This is a genomic window from Dermacoccus sp. SAI-028, assembly GCF_004346775.1.
Classification (GTDB): Bacteria; Actinomycetota; Actinomycetes; order Actinomycetales; family Dermatophilaceae; genus Dermacoccus; species Dermacoccus nishinomiyaensis.
The window spans coordinates 199,599-216,035 of sequence record NZ_SMFS01000001.1 but is presented as its reverse complement, the minus strand read 5'-3'; the positions used below and the strand labels follow the sequence as shown (position 1 = coordinate 216,035).

The 16,437-nt window shown below is 68.6% G+C and carries 15 protein-coding genes; 8 read left to right on the top strand and 7 right to left on the bottom strand.

The annotated features are described in order from the left end of the window. The first annotated feature begins 36 nt into the window (after positions 1-36). Together EDC82_RS01065 and EDC82_RS01060 are read left to right on the top strand one after the other, a co-directional pair. Positions 37-426 carry a hypothetical protein gene (locus tag EDC82_RS01065; RefSeq protein ID WP_131940303.1) on the top strand — a complete coding sequence of 130 codons (390 nt, stop codon included), beginning with the start codon at positions 37-39 and terminating at the stop codon, positions 424-426. Positions 427-437: 11 nt separating this feature from the next. Continuing rightward, complete coding sequence (locus EDC82_RS01060) at positions 438-818, top strand: hypothetical protein (RefSeq protein WP_144708512.1); 381 nt, start codon at positions 438-440, stop codon at positions 816-818. Positions 819-1,067: 249 nt separating this feature from the next. Here the strand turns inward: EDC82_RS01060 and EDC82_RS01055 are convergent, their stop codons facing one another. The 3 genes from EDC82_RS01055 to EDC82_RS01045 all read right to left on the bottom strand — a co-directional run bounded on the left by EDC82_RS01055 (position 1,068) and on the right by EDC82_RS01045 (position 4,989). Further along, positions 1,068-3,185 (bottom strand): M4 family metallopeptidase, encoded by a 2,118-nt coding sequence (locus EDC82_RS01055; protein ID WP_131940299.1) that lies wholly within the window; start codon positions 3,183-3,185, stop codon positions 1,068-1,070. A gap of 341 nt (positions 3,186-3,526) precedes the next feature. Further along, complete coding sequence (locus EDC82_RS01050; protein WP_131940296.1) at positions 3,527-4,261, bottom strand: phosphatase PAP2 family protein; 735 nt, start codon at positions 4,259-4,261, stop codon at positions 3,527-3,529. Next, positions 4,258-4,989: a phosphatase PAP2 family protein gene (locus EDC82_RS01045; RefSeq protein WP_131940294.1), complete on the bottom strand. Its 732-nt coding sequence runs from the start codon at positions 4,987-4,989 to the stop codon at positions 4,258-4,260. Before EDC82_RS01045 ends, EDC82_RS01050 begins: the two co-directional genes overlap by 4 nt. 245 nt (positions 4,990-5,234) lie before the next feature. Here EDC82_RS01045 and EDC82_RS01040 point away from each other — a divergent pair, with 245 nt between their 5' ends. After that, a complete protein-coding gene (locus EDC82_RS01040; RefSeq protein ID WP_006943502.1) occupies positions 5,235-7,535 on the top strand; it encodes a glycosyltransferase family 39 protein in 2,301 nt (766 codons plus the stop codon). A 215-nt stretch (positions 7,536-7,750) separates the two neighbouring features. Continuing rightward, positions 7,751-9,118, top strand: coding sequence for a branched-chain amino acid transport system II carrier protein (gene brnQ, locus EDC82_RS01035; RefSeq protein ID WP_082740450.1), 1,368 nt, complete (start codon positions 7,751-7,753; stop codon positions 9,116-9,118). A gap of 156 nt (positions 9,119-9,274) precedes the next feature. Here the strand turns inward: brnQ and EDC82_RS01030 are convergent, their stop codons facing one another. Next, complete coding sequence (locus EDC82_RS01030; protein ID WP_156444882.1) at positions 9,275-9,412, bottom strand: hypothetical protein; 138 nt, start codon at positions 9,410-9,412, stop codon at positions 9,275-9,277. Positions 9,413-9,514: 102 nt separating this feature from the next. Between EDC82_RS01030 and EDC82_RS01025 the strand changes: the two genes are divergently transcribed. Then, positions 9,515-10,159, top strand: coding sequence for a TIGR03085 family metal-binding protein (locus EDC82_RS01025; protein WP_131940290.1), 645 nt, complete (start codon positions 9,515-9,517; stop codon positions 10,157-10,159). Between the two features lie 39 nt (positions 10,160-10,198). Here the strand turns inward: EDC82_RS01025 and EDC82_RS01020 are convergent, their stop codons facing one another. Together EDC82_RS01020 and pdxY are read right to left on the bottom strand one after the other, a co-directional pair. Then, complete coding sequence (locus EDC82_RS01020) at positions 10,199-11,440, bottom strand: ATP-binding protein (protein WP_062256106.1); 1,242 nt, start codon at positions 11,438-11,440, stop codon at positions 10,199-10,201. 385 nt (positions 11,441-11,825) lie between these two features. Further along, entirely contained in the window at positions 11,826-12,674 is an 849-nt protein-coding gene (pdxY, locus tag EDC82_RS01015; RefSeq protein ID WP_006943528.1) for a pyridoxal kinase PdxY, read from the bottom strand. Between the two features lie 294 nt (positions 12,675-12,968). Between pdxY and EDC82_RS01010 the strand changes: the two genes are divergently transcribed. Next, positions 12,969-13,658 (top strand): aspartate/glutamate racemase family protein, encoded by a 690-nt coding sequence (locus EDC82_RS01010; RefSeq protein ID WP_197418819.1) that lies wholly within the window; start codon positions 12,969-12,971, stop codon positions 13,656-13,658. Between the two features lie 187 nt (positions 13,659-13,845). Here the strand turns inward: EDC82_RS01010 and EDC82_RS01005 are convergent, their stop codons facing one another. Further along, positions 13,846-14,109 (bottom strand): metal-sensitive transcriptional regulator, encoded by a 264-nt coding sequence (locus EDC82_RS01005; protein ID WP_006943555.1) that lies wholly within the window; start codon positions 14,107-14,109, stop codon positions 13,846-13,848. A 130-nt stretch (positions 14,110-14,239) separates the two neighbouring features. On the opposite strand from EDC82_RS01005, the gene EDC82_RS01000 reads away from it, so the two are divergent. Both EDC82_RS01000 and EDC82_RS00995 read left to right on the top strand, forming a co-directional pair. Beyond that, on the top strand, positions 14,240-15,607 hold the full coding sequence (locus tag EDC82_RS01000; RefSeq protein ID WP_006943542.1) for an MBL fold metallo-hydrolase: 1,368 nt from the start codon (positions 14,240-14,242) through the stop codon (positions 15,605-15,607). A 5-nt stretch (positions 15,608-15,612) separates the two neighbouring features. Next, complete coding sequence (locus tag EDC82_RS00995; protein WP_006943505.1) at positions 15,613-16,401, top strand: sulfite exporter TauE/SafE family protein; 789 nt, start codon at positions 15,613-15,615, stop codon at positions 16,399-16,401. The last annotated feature ends 36 nt before the right edge of the window (positions 16,402-16,437 follow it).

The following is a 16,437-nucleotide window of genomic DNA, read 5'->3' as shown; positions in this document are numbered from 1 at the left end:
CATACCGAGACCATCGTTCACGGAGAGGGGAAGTCGATGTTTGCGCCAGCCTTCATGTGCCCACACGCGCACCGCGTCACGACCTCCGCAACCGACGCCATGCCCACCCGCGGCCATGCCGAGAAGCCCAGCACAGCTGCGGGCATCCTCGCGCGCCACACCGCGAGCGAATGGATCGGCACGCAGGGCGAACAGCTGCGCCTGCGCGTCGTCGTCGAACATGTCACCGCCGCGCGACGCACATCCACCTACGTGCTGCGCGTCGAGGGCACGAACGATCTCCTCGAGTGGTCGACTCAGCGCCGTTACGGCATCACCGAGGGTGAACGACTCGCCCTGTCCGGCCTCGTCAAGGCCCACACCACCCGCGACGCCACGCGCGTCACGGTGCTCCGTGACTGCTTCAACCCCTTGAGGATGACGTGATCTCCCTCCCCGTGACCATTTCGCGCATCGCGCGCGGCCAAGACCGCAAAGACGCCGACCAGCGCTACTCCGGCGTCGCCGCCGGCCCCGCCGAACGAGGCTCCGGCACGACGACGTCCGTCGCGTTCCTCGCCGACGTGGGCACCACCGTCGACGTCATCGCCCGCGTCGCCGGCACCACCCCGCCACGTGACGGCGACACCGCCGACGTCGTGCGCCACTGCTTCCGAACCGTCGACGACGGCCTCGCCCTGTGCTGCCCGCTGCCCGCCACCGAGCACCTGCGCCTCGGCTCCGTCATCCGCGTGCGCGGCGACGTCACCGAGCAGCGCACCCAGGGCAGCAACCACGTCACCGAGATCCGAGCCGAGGAGCTCGACCTGCTCGGGTGACGCCGCCCTTCTACTGACGGGCCACGCGCGAACCTGACGGCCCGCCTCGTCCGCGCGGCTCGACCACGCTCGCCGGTGGGGCCACGCGCGAGAAATCTCGCACCCCCACCCGACCGTCACGACACAGCACCCACCACACACCACGACGCCGGTGGGTGCCACCCGAGATTCGGGTGGCACCCACCGGCGTCGTCCTCAGTGCCCGGTCAACGGCCCCTGACGTGAGGTCGAGGTGACGTCAGTGCGCCGTCACTTCACGACCACGTCGTCGAAGACGAACGACGTCTGCGAGACCGAGTCCTCCGACGCGGTGAACTTGAGCGTCACCGTCTTGCCGGCGAAGGCCGACAGGTCGACCGTCTTCGCGACATAACCGCTCGCCGCGTCGAGGTTCGAGAAGGTCGACACCGTGCTCGTCGTCGTGCCGTTGATGACCTGGACCTTCGCGGTGTCGTACTTCGTGGAACGCGTCGTCTCGGCCGTGTCGACGTGCACGTAGTACGTCAGCTTGCCGCTCGCCGGCACCTTCACCGACTGCTGTTCGTACTCGGTGCTCGTCGAGCCGTTGCCGCCGAGCCACATCTTCCACGATCCGCCGTGCGCGGCCTGGCGCGCGTTGTTCGTGATGGGGCCGTCCGTGCCCGTCCAGCCCGTCTGACCCGCTTCGAAGTCACCGTTCGTCACCGCGTTGGTGCCGGGCGCCGGGGTGGGGGTGGGCGTCGGGGTCGGGGTCGGGTCCGTCGACGTCGAGCACGCAGCGGTGCCCTTGGGGACGTTGATCGCGTTGAACGCGCTCTCGACCGACTTGCAGACCTGGCTCGAACCGCCGTACAGCTCGACGGCCGACTTGATGGCGCCCTCACGAGCAGCCTTGTAGTTCGACGTCGACGTCAGCTTCGTCGACAGCGTGCGGTACCAGACCTTCTCGATGTCGGCGCGGCCGGCGCCCGTCACCGATGAGCTGTCGCAGGTGGAGCTGTTGTAGGAGACACCGTTGATCGTCTTCGCGCCCGAACCGTTCGAGGCGAGGAAGTACCAGTGGTTGAGCGGGCCCGACGAGTAGTGCGGGTCGGCGCTGCCGACGGACGAGGAGTAGCAGTCGTAGCTCGCACCGTCCTTGCTCGGCTTGTCCATGTAGCGCAGCGGCGTGCCGTCACCGTTGATGTCGATCTCCTCGCCGAGCAGGAAGTCCGGCTTGTCGGAGGCCAGGTTCGCGTACCACTCCACGCCCGTGCCGAAGATGTCGGATGTCGCCTCGTTGAGGCCACCGGCGTCGCCCGAGTAGTCGAGACCGGCCGTGTTCTCCGTGACGCCGTGACTCATCTCGTGGCCGGCGACGTCGAGCTCCGTCAGCGGGTTCGCATTACGGTCACCGTCGCCGTACGTCATCTGAGTGCCGTCCCAGAACGCGTTGACGTAGTTGTTGTCGTAGTGGACGCGGCTGCGCGCACCGTTGCCGTTGTTCCAGATGCCGTTGCGGCCCATGACGCTCTTGTAGTAGTCGAACGTCGTGTCCGCACCGTACTGCGCGTCGACGCCGGCGCTCTGACGGTTCGAGTTCGACCCGTCGCCCCAGACGTTGTCGGCGTCCGTCATCGTCGTGCCGTTGATCTTCTGGTTGTTCGAGTCGGTCGTGTAGTTGCCCGTGTTCGGGTTGCTCAGCTTGTACGAACCGCTCGAGCCGGAGGTGGTGAGCGTGACGTTCTTGTCGTAGATGCCGTTGCCCGTGGCGTGGGCGATCTCGTCGAACGAGGAGATGACGGCGCCGGTGTCGGCGTTGATGAACGAGCGGACGCGCGACGGCGTGCGGTCCTTCTGCATGCCGGTCGTCTTCACCATGTAGGCGAGCTGCTGCTTGCCGGCCTCGTCGACACGAATGACGAGGGTGCTGCCCGCGCCCTTGGCCGCATCGAGCCCCTCGCTCTTCTTGTGGGCCTTGGCGGCCGCGAGGCCCTTGGCCTCACCGGTGGCCTTGGGGATGGCGGGTGCGGTGTCGACGGTGATGGCGCCGTCGAACATGCCGTCGTGGCCGGTGACCTTGCCGGAGGCGTCACGGTGGATGACGAGGTCGCCACCGACGACGGGGATGCCCTTGAAGGTGCGGTCGACGCGCACGTGCGTCGAGCCGTCGGTGTCCTTGAGCACGTCCTTGATCTTGAAGGCGTTATCGGCGCTGAGACCGACGGCCTTGACGAGCGCCGCCGACTGCGACTGGGCGGAGCCGACGAGGCTCGAATGCGCCGATGCCGACTGGAACGACGCCTGCCGCGTCGCCGGGGAGTCGGCGGAGGCGCTCTGAGCGACGGCGGGGACGAGCGAGAAGGAGCAGGCCGCAGCGAAGGCGACGGTGAGGGTGGTGCGCTTCATGAGAATCGGTGTCTCCTCTGAGCGACCGGGGCGTGGGGCTCCGGCGGTGGGGGGGTGGGGTGACTCGTCAGCCCAAGGACTGTGAGTCAAGTCATGTATAGCCCTCGCGAGGGGTCGAATGGAGAGTTGACGCACAATTTTTTCTCAGTTCACCGACAGGGAGAGGCTGCAATATGCGAGATCACAGGGGTTTGCTTGTGCGCCCCCCTGCCACACCTGGGCATTCGCAACCTCGATGTGACATTTGTTGACAGGCTCTGGACATGACAAGAACGCAGGCTTTCTGCCTGCGTTCTTGACCTGAGGAGAGCTTTTCCGGCTCGAACCCGCCAGGCGGTGACTCAGCCGCGAACCCCGTCCGCTCGCTCGGCGGCCTGACGTTCCGTCGCGCGGATCGCCGCGTAGGAGATGCCCGCGCACAGCATGCCGAGCAGCGCGCCGATGATGACATCGCTGAGGTGGTGCATGCCGCGGTACAGGCGCGCGAAGCCGACGCAGAACGGGAAGACGAAGCAGACGACCTGGACGATGCGGCGCGCGAGCACGTTCGGGATGCGCTGTGCGAGCAGCATGATGCTCCAGAACAACGCGAACGACGCCGCGGTGTGCCCGCTCGGAAAGCTGGACGTCGGCGGCGCGTGCGGGTCGAGGCGCTCGACCTCGGGGCGCGGACGGTTGACGATCTTAGTCACCGGCACGAAGACACTCGCCTCGAGGCTGATCGCGAGGACCGGCAGGATGGCGAGCCACCACTTGCGCGTCAGCACGAGGATGACGAGCGCGACGACGACCGACCCGCCGATCGTGAACCACGTGTCGTTGATCGTCGAGACGGTCTTGGAGATCGGGTTGAGCGAGGCGGTGCGCCACCCGGCGACATCCCGCGAGAGCGTGTCCTCGGCCGGGATCTCGTCGAACACGTTCATGATGATCTTGCCGATGGCGATGAGCACCCCGAACGCCACGAGAGCCGGCAGGACAGCGCGCTTCAGGATGGAGACGAGCACCTCCTTGGGCGTCGGGCGGGCTGACGCCTCGCGCCCACCGTCGTGATGGTCGGGGTGAGCGGTGGTCACGAATCCTCCTCGAGGTGGCCCTTCGGCCGATGGCTGAAACCGAGATACGACGCGGACGACAGGCCCAGCGCGAGCAGGACGCCCGCCGTCACGTCGCTCGGGAAGTGGACGCCGAGGAAGATGCGATCGAGCATCGTCAGGACGACGACGAGCACCCCCACCGCCACCGCTGCGGCGCGGATGAGCGGGGGCCAGCGCCGCACGAGCGGCCACGCCATGATGAGGCACGTCGTCACCATCATCGCGACGTTGAACGCGTGGCCGCTGGGAAAGCTGTAGCCCGGCGCATGGCTGACGGGGTCGGCGATGACGGGGCGCGCCCGCTCGACGATGAGCTTGACCTGCAGGCCGAGGTTCCAGCCGACGAGCATCGTCACGACGCCCCAGATCGTGCGGGCCCGGAAGCCGCGCAGCCACGTCCAGACGGCGACGGGAATCGCGTAGAGGTAGACCATCGTCGGGTGGAACGCGGACTGCCACCCGATCAATGCGTCCTCGAACCCGGGGTGTGCGCGCGTGACGTCGGTGGCCGCGACGACGACTCGCTCGTCGAGGTCGACGATCGGAGCGAAGTGGCGCGTGACGAGCAGCGCGAGCACCGCGACGGGCAAGCACAGGACGGCCGCTGCGACGACACCGCGCAGCAGCCGCGGCCCCACCGCCCGCGCGAGGCTTCTGAACCTCACCGAACCCCGCGATCTCGGCCCTCGCGGCGCTGCGGCAGACATGCCTCATACCGTACTTCGTTCGGTCGCAACACGATCAGCGCCCTTGGGCCGATCTCAAGGGTGGCGGGGTGGGACGTCGCCCGTTGGATCAAGCGGGGCGGGGCCGCGCAGGTCGAGCGGGGCGTGATGGCGAACCGCTCACAGACGGCGCACAGGGGCGCCACGCGGGCAGCAAAGCGCCGGCCGCGAGAGTCGTCGTCATCACCGGGCGCATCGGCGCCGAGACTGCGACGGAGGGATCCGCGATGACCACCACCACACCGACGCGCCTGCTGCGATCGCGCCGCGACGGCCGTCGGGCCCGCGAGCTGGCGGGGGGTGCCACCCCGCACTCCGCGGCGGCACCCCCACGGCGTCAGGACCGGCTGCGGCGCCTCGTGCGCGGCGCCGATGACGACCCGAACTGGGCGCGACCGGCGCTGTTCGCGCTGCTGACGCTGGCCGCCGTCGTGTACGGCTGGAACCTGACGAACTCCGGCTACGCGAACGAGTTCTACGCTGCCGCAGCGAAATCGGCGTCGAAGGACTGGAAGGCGTGGCTGTTCGGTTCGCTCGACTCGAGCAACGCGATCACCGTCGACAAGCCCCCGGCCTCCTTGTGGGTCATGGGGCTGTCCGCGCGGATCTTCGGCTTCTCGTCGTTCTCGCTGCTGCTGCCGCAGGCGCTCATGGGCGTCGGCACCGTCGGCCTGACGTACGGCGCGGTGCGCCGCTGGTCGGGGCACGCGGCGGGCCTGCTCGCCGGGTTGATCGTGACGATGACGCCCGTCGCGGCGCTCATGTTCCGCTTCGACAACCCCGACGCGATGCTCGTCCTGCTCATGACGGCCGCCGCCTACTGCGTCGTGCGCGCCATCGAGGTGAGCGGACGTGACGAGCCGACGACGACGCGGCGCGGGCGGGTTCGCTCCGCCTCGGCTACCGCGCTGCGGTGGATGGTCGGCGCCGGACTGCTCATCGGCTTCGCGTTCCTGACGAAGATGCTGCAGGGCCTGCTCGTCCTGCCCGGCCTCGGTCTCGCCTACCTCGTGGCGGCACGCTTCTCGCTGGGCACGCGCATCAAGCACCTCGCGGCGGCGCTCGTCAGCGTCATCGTCGGCGCCGGCTGGTTCGTGGCGCTCGTCGCGGCCTGGCCGGCCGGCTCTCGCCCCTACATCGGCGGCTCGACGAACAACTCCGAATGGGAACTAGCGCTCGGCTACAACGGCCTCGGCCGCATCCTCGGCGGCGACGGCAACGCCGGGGGCGGTGGTGGCGCCGGCGGTGGTGGATTCGGTGGCACCGCTGGGCTGTTCCGCATGTTCAACAGCCAGTTCGCCGGCGAGATCTCGTGGTTGCTGCCCGCGTCCCTCGTGCTGCTCGTGGCAGGCCTCGTCGCTCGTCGTCGTGCACCGCGCACCGATCTCGTGCGCGCGTCACTCGTGCTGTGGGGCGGCTGGCTCGTCGTGACGATGCTGTGCCTGTCGTTCATGAAGGGCACCGTGCACTCCTATTACGCCGTGGCGCTCGCGCCGGCCGTCGCCGCGTGCATCGCCGTCGGTGGTCGTGAGGTCTTCGCGCGACGCTCGTCGCTGCTGTGGCGCGTCGTGCTCGGCGCGGCGATCTGCGTCAGCGGTGTCTGGAGCTTCCGGGTGCTGACGACGTCTGCGTCCGGCTGGATGCCGTGGCTCAAGTGGGTCTGCGCGATCGCTGCGGTGCTCGGGGCGATGACGTTCGTCGCCGCGCCGGCATGGGGTGCGCGTGCGCGCCGCGTCGCCGTCACCGGCCTCGTCGTGGGGGTGCTCGGTGGCATCGGTGGAACGTCGGCGTACACGTTCGCGACGATGGCGAGCGGCCACAACGGCTCGATGCCGACTGCCGGCCCTGCCGTTGCCGGAGCACGCGGCGGCATGGGGTCGATGGGCTCGGCTCCCGGCGGCGCCCAGGGTGCGCCTGGTGGTTCGACGGGTTCTGCTGGCCCGGCTGGTTCTGGGACGACCGGCTCGTCGGGTGCGGCGGGTCAGGCTCCGTCGGGCACCAAGCCGTCGGGTACGGCTCCTTCGGGTGCAGCTCCGTCGAGTGGCGGCTCGGGCTCAGCTTCCGGCGCGGCGTCGAGTGGCGGTTCGGCGGCGTCGTCCGGCTCGTCGAGCGAGGCCGGGGCCTCGGGTTCGACGACGGGTACGCAGCGTTCCGCGGGTTCCGCCGGCGCGCAGGGCGGTTCGACGTCCAACGCGGCGTTGGTGAAGTTGCTCGACGCGACGAACTCGAAGTGGTCCGCGGCCGTCATCGGCGATCAGAGTGCAGCCGGGTACATCCTGAGCAGCGACACGGCCGTCATGTCGATCGGCGGCTGGAGCGGCAGTGACGACAACGTCACGCTCGCGCAGTTCCAGCAGTACGTGAAGAACGGCGACATCACGTACTTCATCGCCGGCGGTGGCATGGGCGGCGGCCCGGGGGGCAACTCCGGCTCGGGCGCGCAGATCACCGCCTGGGTCAAGGCGCACTACAAGGCCACGACGGTCGGTGGCGTCACCGTCTACGACCTGACGAAGGCGACGAGCTGACGCAGGCCCGGCGGCTGCGCGATGCCGAAGCCGCCGGGTGACCGTCTCTCGAATGTGAGCGTCGTCCTGGTCGAACACGAGCGACATGAAGCTCGTTTTCGGCCAGGGCGCTCACATTCGTGGTGCCGAGATGGGCAAGGCCAGCTCCTGGCCTTGGCCCGGGACGCGGTGGCGCCCTGCCCCCTCGGCCCGCCGTCCTTGTCATACTGACCGGCGTGAGTTCTGCTGCCGCACCGACCGTTTCCTCATCCACGCCGTCGCGGTTGCGTCCGGCACAGACACTCCTCGTCGGGACGATGCTGTTCGGGTTGTTCTTCGGCGCCGGCAACCTCATCTTCCCCGTGCAGATGGGCCGCGAAGCCGGGTCGCACACCACGTTCGCGACGATCGGGTTCCTCATCACCGCAACGGGCCTGCCCGTCCTCGGCGTCATCGCCTCCGCCCTGTCGGGCACGCGCAACGTCCGCGAACTCGCGGCGCGCGTCGACCCACGCTTCGCCGTCGTCTTCACGTGCCTGCTGTACCTGACGATCGGGCCGGCATTCGCGATCCCGCGCACCGCGTCCGTCTCGTACGAGATCGGCCTCGCCGAATCGGTGCCCGCCGGCGCACAGACATGGGCGCTGCTCGCATTCACCGCGATCTTCTTCGCCCTCACCGCGGCCGCTGCGCTGCGTCCCGGCAAGCTGATCGACTGGGTCGGGCGTTACCTCACCCCCGGATTCCTCGTGCTGCTCGGCGCGCTCATCGTCGCCGCCTTCGTGAAACCGATGACGCACGACGTCACCGCCGCCCCCAAGGGCCCGTACGCGGACGGCCCCGTCACCCGCGGCTTCCTCGACGGCTACAACACGATGGACGCCCTCGCCTCCCTCGCGTTCAGCATCGTCATCATCGACGCGGTACGCCGCCTCGGCATCACGAGCCCGCGACGCATCGCCGTCGAGACCGCGAAGAGCGGCATCGTCAGCGTCCTCGGAATGGCGGCCATCTACGCCTCGCTCGCATGGATGGGTGCGACGTCGATCGGCGTCATCACCGCCGACAACGGCGGCACCGCGCTGGCCGGCATCTCCCGACACTCCTTCGGCTCGTTCGGGCAGGTGCTCATCGCCGCGATCGTGCTCGTCGCGTGCCTCAAGACCTCGATCGGCCTCGTCACGGCCTGCGCGGAGATGTTTGCCGAGATGTTCCCCCGCCTCGGGTACCGCGCGTGGGCACTGACGTTCACGGGCGTCTCGTTCGCCGTGTCGAACATCGGCCTCAGCGCCATCATCTCCTGGTCGACGCCGCTGCTCATGTTCCTCTACCCGCTCGCGATCGCGCTCATCCTGCTCGGCCTCGCGTCGCCGTGGCTGAAGGGCCGACGCAGCATCCTCGTCGGTGTCGTCGCGTGCGTCGGCGTCGCCGCGCTCTTCGACCTGCTCGCCGCGCTGCCGTCAGCACCGGCAGGCCGCGACGCTCTCGTCGACGGCGCGCGCACCGTCCTGCCATGGTTCGAGAACGGCTTCGGCTGGGTCGTCCCCGGCCTGCTCGGACTCGTCGGTGGCGCGATCGTCAGCCGGGTGCGGCACGAGGGCTGACGCTGACGCCATACGACGCATGACATGCGACGCCAACCGCCGCGCCGCCGGCTCGGGGCGCACCGCCGTCAGCGTCGATGTTTCACGTGAAACGCCGTCAGCCGACCGTGATGATCCGAAGGCCGACCGCCAGCACGATCGCGTTGTAGAAGAAGCTCAGCGCCGAGTGCACGAGGACGTGCGCGTCGAAGTGACGTTGACGGCCGACGTCGCGAAGACGTACAGCAGGATCAGTTCGCCGAGCAGCATGGTGGCGTGGATGGCTATTCCCGCCCAGATCTTCGCCGTCGTCACCCGCCCAGAGTGGGTGGCGCGCGCCACCGCGCGTACACGAACGTCACTCACCCCTTCCGATGGGTGCTGCCGGGGGATGCTCATCCGTGGAAGGGTGGACGCATGACTCTTGCTCCCGCCCTGCGCCACCACGTCGCCGACCTGCTCGCCGCCGTCAGCCCCGACGCGCCGACCCTGTGCGAGGGATGGACCGCGCGCGACCTCGCCGCCCACCTCGTCATCCGTGATCGCCGCCCGGACGCGATGCCCGGTATCTTCATCCCCGCCTTCGCCGGTCACACCGAGAAGGTGCAGGACGCGCGCTCGAAGAAGCCCTACGCAACCCTCGTCGACGAGGTGCGCAGCGGGCCGGGCAAGTTGAGCCCGATGCAGGTGCCGGCCATCAACGAGCGCGTCAACCTCGTCGAGTACGCGACGCACGCCGAAGATGTCCGGCGCGCACAGCCCACCCACGTGCAGGCGACGCTGCCGCCGCTGCCCGAGGGCACCGAGGACGCCGTGTGGTCATCGCTGACCACGATGGGCAAGCTGCTCGTGCGCTCCTCGCCCGTCGGCGTGACGCTGCGCGCCCCGCAGCGCGGCGACGTCGAACTGAAGAAACCGACCGACGCGGGCGCCGTCGTGCTCACCGGCTCGCCCGTCGACCTCATGATGCACCTCAGCGGTCGTTGCGAGCGCTCGGGCGTCAGCGTCGAAGGCCCTGACGCGGCCGTCGCGGCGTTCTCGAAGACCAAGCTCGGGATGTGACGTGCGGCGCGGGCGACGTCGCAGCCGCCCGCGCGCCGCTCAGTCCGCCGTCACGGTACGCAGGTAGCGGCCGAAGTGCGGCACGGTGAAGGCGATCCGTCCGCGTTCGCCGGAGTACACGAGCCCCTTCTTCATGAGTGAATCCCTCGCGGGAGAGAGTGATTGGGGCTTGCGCCCGAGCACCTCGGCGACGAGAGACGTCGGCACCGATTCGATGTCGTCGAGCCCCGGCGTCTCCCCCGACTCGTCGGCGGCTGCGGCGTCGGCGACACGCTGCGCGGCGTCCGCCATCGCTCGCAGGTACTCGCGCTCACCGGGCGTCGCGCGCTCGTAGCGTGAGCCGAAGAACCCGACACCGAGCTCGGCCTCGGCCTCGGGGACGGCGACCGCCACGTCCTCCACGGTGATCGGCGAGCCGGGCGCGAGATCCCACACCGTCGCGCCGTACGCCTGGATGAAGTAGGGGTAGCCGCCCGTCGCGGCGTACATCGCCTCGAGGGCGTCGTCGGCGAACTCGGCGTCCTCGTCCTGCGCGGGGCCCTGCAGCGCCTTGAACGCGGCATCCCTAGGCAGACGATCGATGCGCGCGTATCGGAACAGCCGCTCCGAATACGACTTCTGCGCCGACAGCACCGCCGGAAGATGCGGCAGGCCGGCACCGACGACGATGACGGGCAGCGAACTCTGCGACATCTCGTGGCACGCCGCGCACAGCGCCGACACGTCCTCGGGGTCGAGATCCTGCATCTCGTCGATGAAGATGGCGACGCCCTTGCCGACGTCCGCCGCGAGGCCGCCGACGTCCGTCAGCAGCTCGACGAGGTCGATCTCGATGTCACCCGAATCCGCACGGCCTGGAACGGCGGGGGCGTCGATGCCCGGGTTCCAGCGATCACGCAGCTTGGCCTTGGGGTCGACGTCGCGCTGCGCGAAGCTCTTGATGACGCCGAGGACGTGGTCGACGTCGTCGTCCTGCGGGTGGCCAAGTTCGCGCACGGCCGTGTGCAGCGCTGACGCCAGAGGTCGGCGCAGGCGCTGATCGGGGCGTGCTTCGAACTTGCCGGTGCCCCAGTGCGCGCGCACTGCGCCCGACCGGAGGGTGTTGAGCAGCACCGTCTTGCCGACGCCGCGCAGGCCGATGAGGACGATCGAACGTTCGGGTCGACCCTTCGCGATGCGGGCGACGACGACGTCGAACGTGCTGATCTGTTCGTCGCGCCCGGCGAGCTCGGGCGGACGCTGGCCGGCACCGGGCGCGTACGGATTGCGGATCGGATCCATGCGCCCACGGTATTGGGCTTTCTACCGTTCACGGCAGATGGACACGCCGCGGCACCATCCCCCAACGTTTCACCAGGTTCTGCCAAGCGACATGCGATTCATGTCACCAGGTTGAGACTGCAGAGACGGACCATCGTTCGAAAGTGTCGAAGGCGTCCGGAACACAGAGGTATCGGTGCCCCACCCCTTGACGAACCTGGGGGAGAATCATGCAAGACATTGGCGGGACCAGCAACGAAAAAACTCATCAAGTCCGGCCTGAGCCTGGCCGAGGAGATCATCAAGCTCATTGCCTTCCTCGGCGGCTGAGCGTCCACCTCACGCACGAGTGCCCGCCTCCTTCGTGAAGACGGGCACTCCGTGTCGTTCGGGCGGCCAGGGGGCCTCAGCGCAGCTGCGTCACCGCGAACTGCATCGGCGGCGAGGCGATGGCCTCCTGGGCGTCGACGAGCAGGATCTCGCGCGAACCGGCGTCGTGAGTGCGCTCCATCACCGCGAAGATCGACGACGCCGTCGCGGCGAGCGCCTCGGCGGGGCTCGACGTCATGAGGCGCGCCACGAAGATCGCGGCTGTCGCGTCACCCGAACCGGCGACGTACATGGGTAGCAGCGGGGTCGTGACGATCCACGCCCCCTCGTCACTGACGACGGCCATCTGCACCGAGTCGGCGGGTGTCTCGTCCGTCTGCACCGAGGTGACGAGCACGACCTTCGGGCCGCGAGCGCGCAGGGCGTCGGCGGCGTCGAGCAGGTCGGTCACCGTCGAGACGGTGCGCCCGACGAGGAACTCCAACTCGAACTGGTTGGGCGTCAGCACGTCCGCGGCGGGCACGACGACGTCCCGCATGAATTCCGGAATGCCCTCGCGCACGTAAAAACCGCGGCCGACGTCGCCCATGACGGGGTCGGCGCAGTACAGCGCGTCGGGGTTGGCGGCCTTGACGCGCGCGACGGCGTCGACGATGACCTCCCCCATCGTCGGGGCGCCCTGGTAGCCGGACAGGACGGCGTCACAGCGCGGCAGCACGCCGCGCTCCTCGATGCCGGTGATGACGTCGCGCACCGTCTCCGGATCGAAGACCGGCCCGCGCCACTCGCCGTAGCCCGTGTGGTTGGAGAAGTGCACGGTGAACACGGGCCACACCTCGTGCCCGAGGCGCTGCAGCGGAAACACGGCCGACGAGTTACCGGCGTGGCCATAGGCCACCGACGACTGGATGGAGAGGATGTTCACCCCGACAGAGTAGCGACGCCGCCGTCAGCACCGAGTCGCCGCACCGTGCTTGCCGCGGGACGAATGCGGACGAAAATCGCAGATGTGGGACTCCTTCTCACCTCATCGTGACGCAGGGAGGTGCACCGCGAAGCTGGGTGCGCTTGGACGACCTGCAGAGCATGCACATTGTGACCATCCGCCCTGGTGTCTGAGCTTTCAAGGACGATGAGATGGTTCACGATTACCATGCAGCCGCAGGACGTCTGCTCGCCTCGGTGGTGCAGAATCCTTCGTTTCAGCCACCGCCCCTCCGTGGGTGCTGAGATCGCCAAGTCCGATGTGCGCCACGCGATGAAGAATGCACACATGTCGCGCATCGGCTTCTTGCACACGTCGCCAGTCCACGTTCTAACTTTCGACAACCTTCTGAGCGAGGTCGCCCCCGAAGCGCACCCCGTGCACGTGGTCGACGAGTCCCTTCTCACTGATGCCCGCGTGAATGGTCCACAGTCGGTCGCTGACCGCGTCGAGGCTCACCTGCGCAGCCTGAAAGATCGGGGCGTAGAGCTGATCTGTTGCACGTGCTCAACCCTTGGGAGCGTTGCTGAGCAGAGCGAACCGGGAGTGCCGGTCTTCAGAGTGGACCGGCCCATGGCTGCCCGCGCCTTCCAGGCCGGGCGCAGAATCGCCGTCATCGCAGCCCTTGACTCCACTCTCGCGCCCACGCTGGCGCTGCTTGAAGAAGAAGCCAGCGCGGCAGATCACGAAGTTGAGACCACGTCGATCGTGGCGAAGGGCGCCTGGGACATGTTCGAAGCCGGGGACCAGGTGGGATACGTCGAATGCATCGCACGAACCGCCCGGGCCGCGGCGACGACCGCAGATGTCGTCATCTTGGCTCAAGCCAGCATGGCCCCGGCGGAAGCGTTGCTCACCGACCTGCCCACCCCTGTCTTCAGCTCACCACGTCCCGCAGTGGAGTACCTCGCTGCCCGGCAGTAGCTCGTAGCGGGGAGCGCCAGCGTCGGATTTGTGAGCCGGATGGTCGTGCTCACAGATTCGTTGAGCTACACCTCAACATCTCGTTCTGGCACCTGACCGCTGCTCTAGCAGAAACGGTGGGTTGAGCCACCTGCTCGCCTCGGTGGTGCAGAACCCTTCGTTTGAGCTACGCCTAGCGGTAGGCGCTTCAGGACAGGGTCAGGAACAGCTTCTCCAACGTCTTCGCGTCCTCGCCCTCGACACTGCCCTTCGTCGCCAGGCATTGCTGCAGGCCCGAGGAGAGGATCGCGAAACCGGCGCGATCGAGAGCGCGACTTGTCGCCGCGAGCTGGGTGACGACGCTCTGGCAATCGCCGCCCTCTTCGATGAGGCGGATGACACCCCCCAGCTGACCCTGGGCGCGCTTGAGCCGGTTGACCACCGGAGCCATGTCGTCGGCAGAGAGTTCCACACCGATGCCTTTCCACTCGAACTGCGATGAAGCCCCCACTCTACTTGATACCCCCGGGGGTATGCGAGTACGGTGGCGACAGATACCCCCGGGGGTATATTTTCAGCCCAGTACGCACGAGGAGAACGCCATGGCCACGATCATCCCCATCGACACGAAGACGCTCGGCGATCGTTCCTACCTGGCCCACGACGGTGAGGTCGCTCTCGTCGTCGACCCGCAGCGTGACATCGACCGCGTCATCGATCTCGCCGAGCGTGAAGGGGTGCGGATCACTCATGTGTTCGAGACGCACATTCACAACGACTACGTCACCGGCGGCCGCGCGCTGGCCGACGCGACGGGCGCCGCGTACCACGTCAACGTGGCCGACCCGGTGCGTTTCGAACGCGTCGGAGTGGACGACGGTGACGTCATCACGGTCTCGCCCGCGCTTGCGGTCACCGTCATGGCGACCCCCGGACACACGTTCACGCACCTGTCGTACGCGCTCGATTCGCACGACGAGCGGGTGGGCATCTTCTCCGGCGGCTCCCTGCTGTTCGGCTCGACGGGCCGCCCCGACCTGCTCGGCCCCGAGCACACCGACCCTCTGGTGCACCACCAGTACGCCTCGGCGCACCGCATCGCCGATGAGGTGCCCGACGACGCCGCGGTTCTGCCCACCCACGGATTCGGCAGCTTCTGCTCGGCGACCCAGTCGGACGCCGACTCCTCGACCATCGGGGCGGAGAAGCGCACCAACCCCGCTTTGATGGAGGACGAGCAGACCTGGGTCGAACAGATTCTCGCCGGGCTCGAGGCATGGCCCGCCTACTACGCCCACATGGGCCCGGCCAACCTCGACGCGCCCGCCACGGCCCCCGACCTCAGCGAGCCCGCCGCGGCTGACGCCGATGCTATCCGCGCCGCACTCGAGGCCGGCGAATGGGTCGTCGACCTGCGCAACCGGCAGGCGTACGCGAAGGGCCACGTCAAGCAGGCCCTCAACTTCGGCATCGACGGCCAGTTCGCCACCTACCTCGGGTGGCTCATCCCGTGGGGCACGCCACTGACCCTCTTGGGCGACAGCCGCGAGCAGGTCGCTGAGGCGCAGCGTGAGCTCGTGCGCATCGGCATCGAACGCCCCCAGGCCGCCGCCACCGGCACACCGCAGGACTGGACGAGTGGTGAACTCGGTTCGTTCGAGCGCGCCACGTTCGCCGACCTCGCGCAGGTGCGTCACCACCGTGACGTCGTCGTCCTCGACGTGCGACGCGACAGCGAGTACACGAGCGGCCACATCGACGGTGCGATCAACGTGCCGCTGCACGAGATCATCACCCGCGTCGGCGAGGTGCCCGCCGGCGAGGTGTGGGTGCACTGCGCCGGTGGGTACCGGGCCTCGATCGCGGCGTCCGTGCTCGACGCCGCCGGGCGTCACGTCGTCGCCGTCGACGACGCGTTCGACAACGCCCGCGAGACGTCGCTGGCCATCGTCGACGGCAGCGAGGCCTGAGCGTCATGCTCATCGCCGTCGTCGCCGGAATCGTCGTCGGTCTGCTCGTCGCCGGGCTCGGCGGCGGGGGCGCCATCCTCACGGTGCCCGTCCTCGTCTACGCGCTCGACAAGAGCCCGCACGAGGCGACGACGAGTTCGCTCGTCATCGTCGGCATCAGCTCCCTCGTCGGCCTGTGGAGCCACCACCGCGCCGGCACCGTGCAGTGGGGCCAGGGCGCGCTCTTCGGACTCGTCGGCATCGGCGGCGCCTACCTCGGCACCCGGGCCTCGCGCGGCGTCGACGGCAATCTACTGCTCACTCTGTTCGCGGCGCTGCTCGTCGTCGTCGCCACGGTGATGATCATGCGGGCACGACGCGAACGCGACAACACCGCCTGCGTGCCGAGACCGTTGCGCGAGGAGAACGGAGGGCACACCTTCGCCCTGGTCAAGGTGGCCCTGGCTGGTACCGGCGTCGGCCTGCTCACCGGCTTCTTCGGCGTCGGCGGCGGGTTCGCCATCGTTCCCGCCCTCACCTTGGCCCTCGGGTACTGCATGCCGTATGCGGTGGGCACGTCCCTGCTCGTCGTCGTCATCAACAGCGCCACCTCGTTGTTGTTCCACTCTGCTGACGGCGCGGATCTAGAATGGAATGTCGTGGTGCCGTTCGCCGCCACCGCCGTCATCGGAGCCGCGCTCGGCGGCCGGCTCGCCCAGCGCATCCCGAAGAGGATGCTGCAGCTCGGGTTTGCCGTCTTCTTGATGTGCGTCGCCGCGTACACCGCGTGGCGCGCCCTGCCCCAACTCCTGTGACCCTCGCGTCCGATCCCCAATCCCCCGGCGACCGCT

Excerpts from the sequence above, each read along its gene's own strand:
- EDC82_RS01065 (WP_131940303.1), top strand. The coding sequence starts at position 37 with ATGTTTGCGCCAGCCTTCATGTGCCCACACGCGCACCGCGTCACGACC.
- EDC82_RS01055 (WP_131940299.1), bottom strand. The coding sequence starts at position 3,185 with ATGAAGCGCACCACCCTCACCGTCGCCTTCGCTGCGGCCTGCTCCTTC.
- EDC82_RS01045 (WP_131940294.1), bottom strand. The coding sequence starts at position 4,989 with ATGTCTGCCGCAGCGCCGCGAGGGCCGAGATCGCGGGGTTCGGTGAGG.
- EDC82_RS01040 (WP_006943502.1), top strand. The coding sequence starts at position 5,235 with ATGACCACCACCACACCGACGCGCCTGCTGCGATCGCGCCGCGACGGC.
- EDC82_RS01025 (WP_131940290.1), top strand. The coding sequence starts at position 9,515 with ATGACTCTTGCTCCCGCCCTGCGCCACCACGTCGCCGACCTGCTCGCC.
- EDC82_RS01020 (WP_062256106.1), bottom strand. The coding sequence starts at position 11,440 with ATGGATCCGATCCGCAATCCGTACGCGCCCGGTGCCGGCCAGCGTCCG.
- EDC82_RS01000 (WP_006943542.1), top strand. The coding sequence starts at position 14,240 with ATGGCCACGATCATCCCCATCGACACGAAGACGCTCGGCGATCGTTCC.
- EDC82_RS00995 (WP_006943505.1), top strand. The coding sequence starts at position 15,613 with ATGCTCATCGCCGTCGTCGCCGGAATCGTCGTCGGTCTGCTCGTCGCC.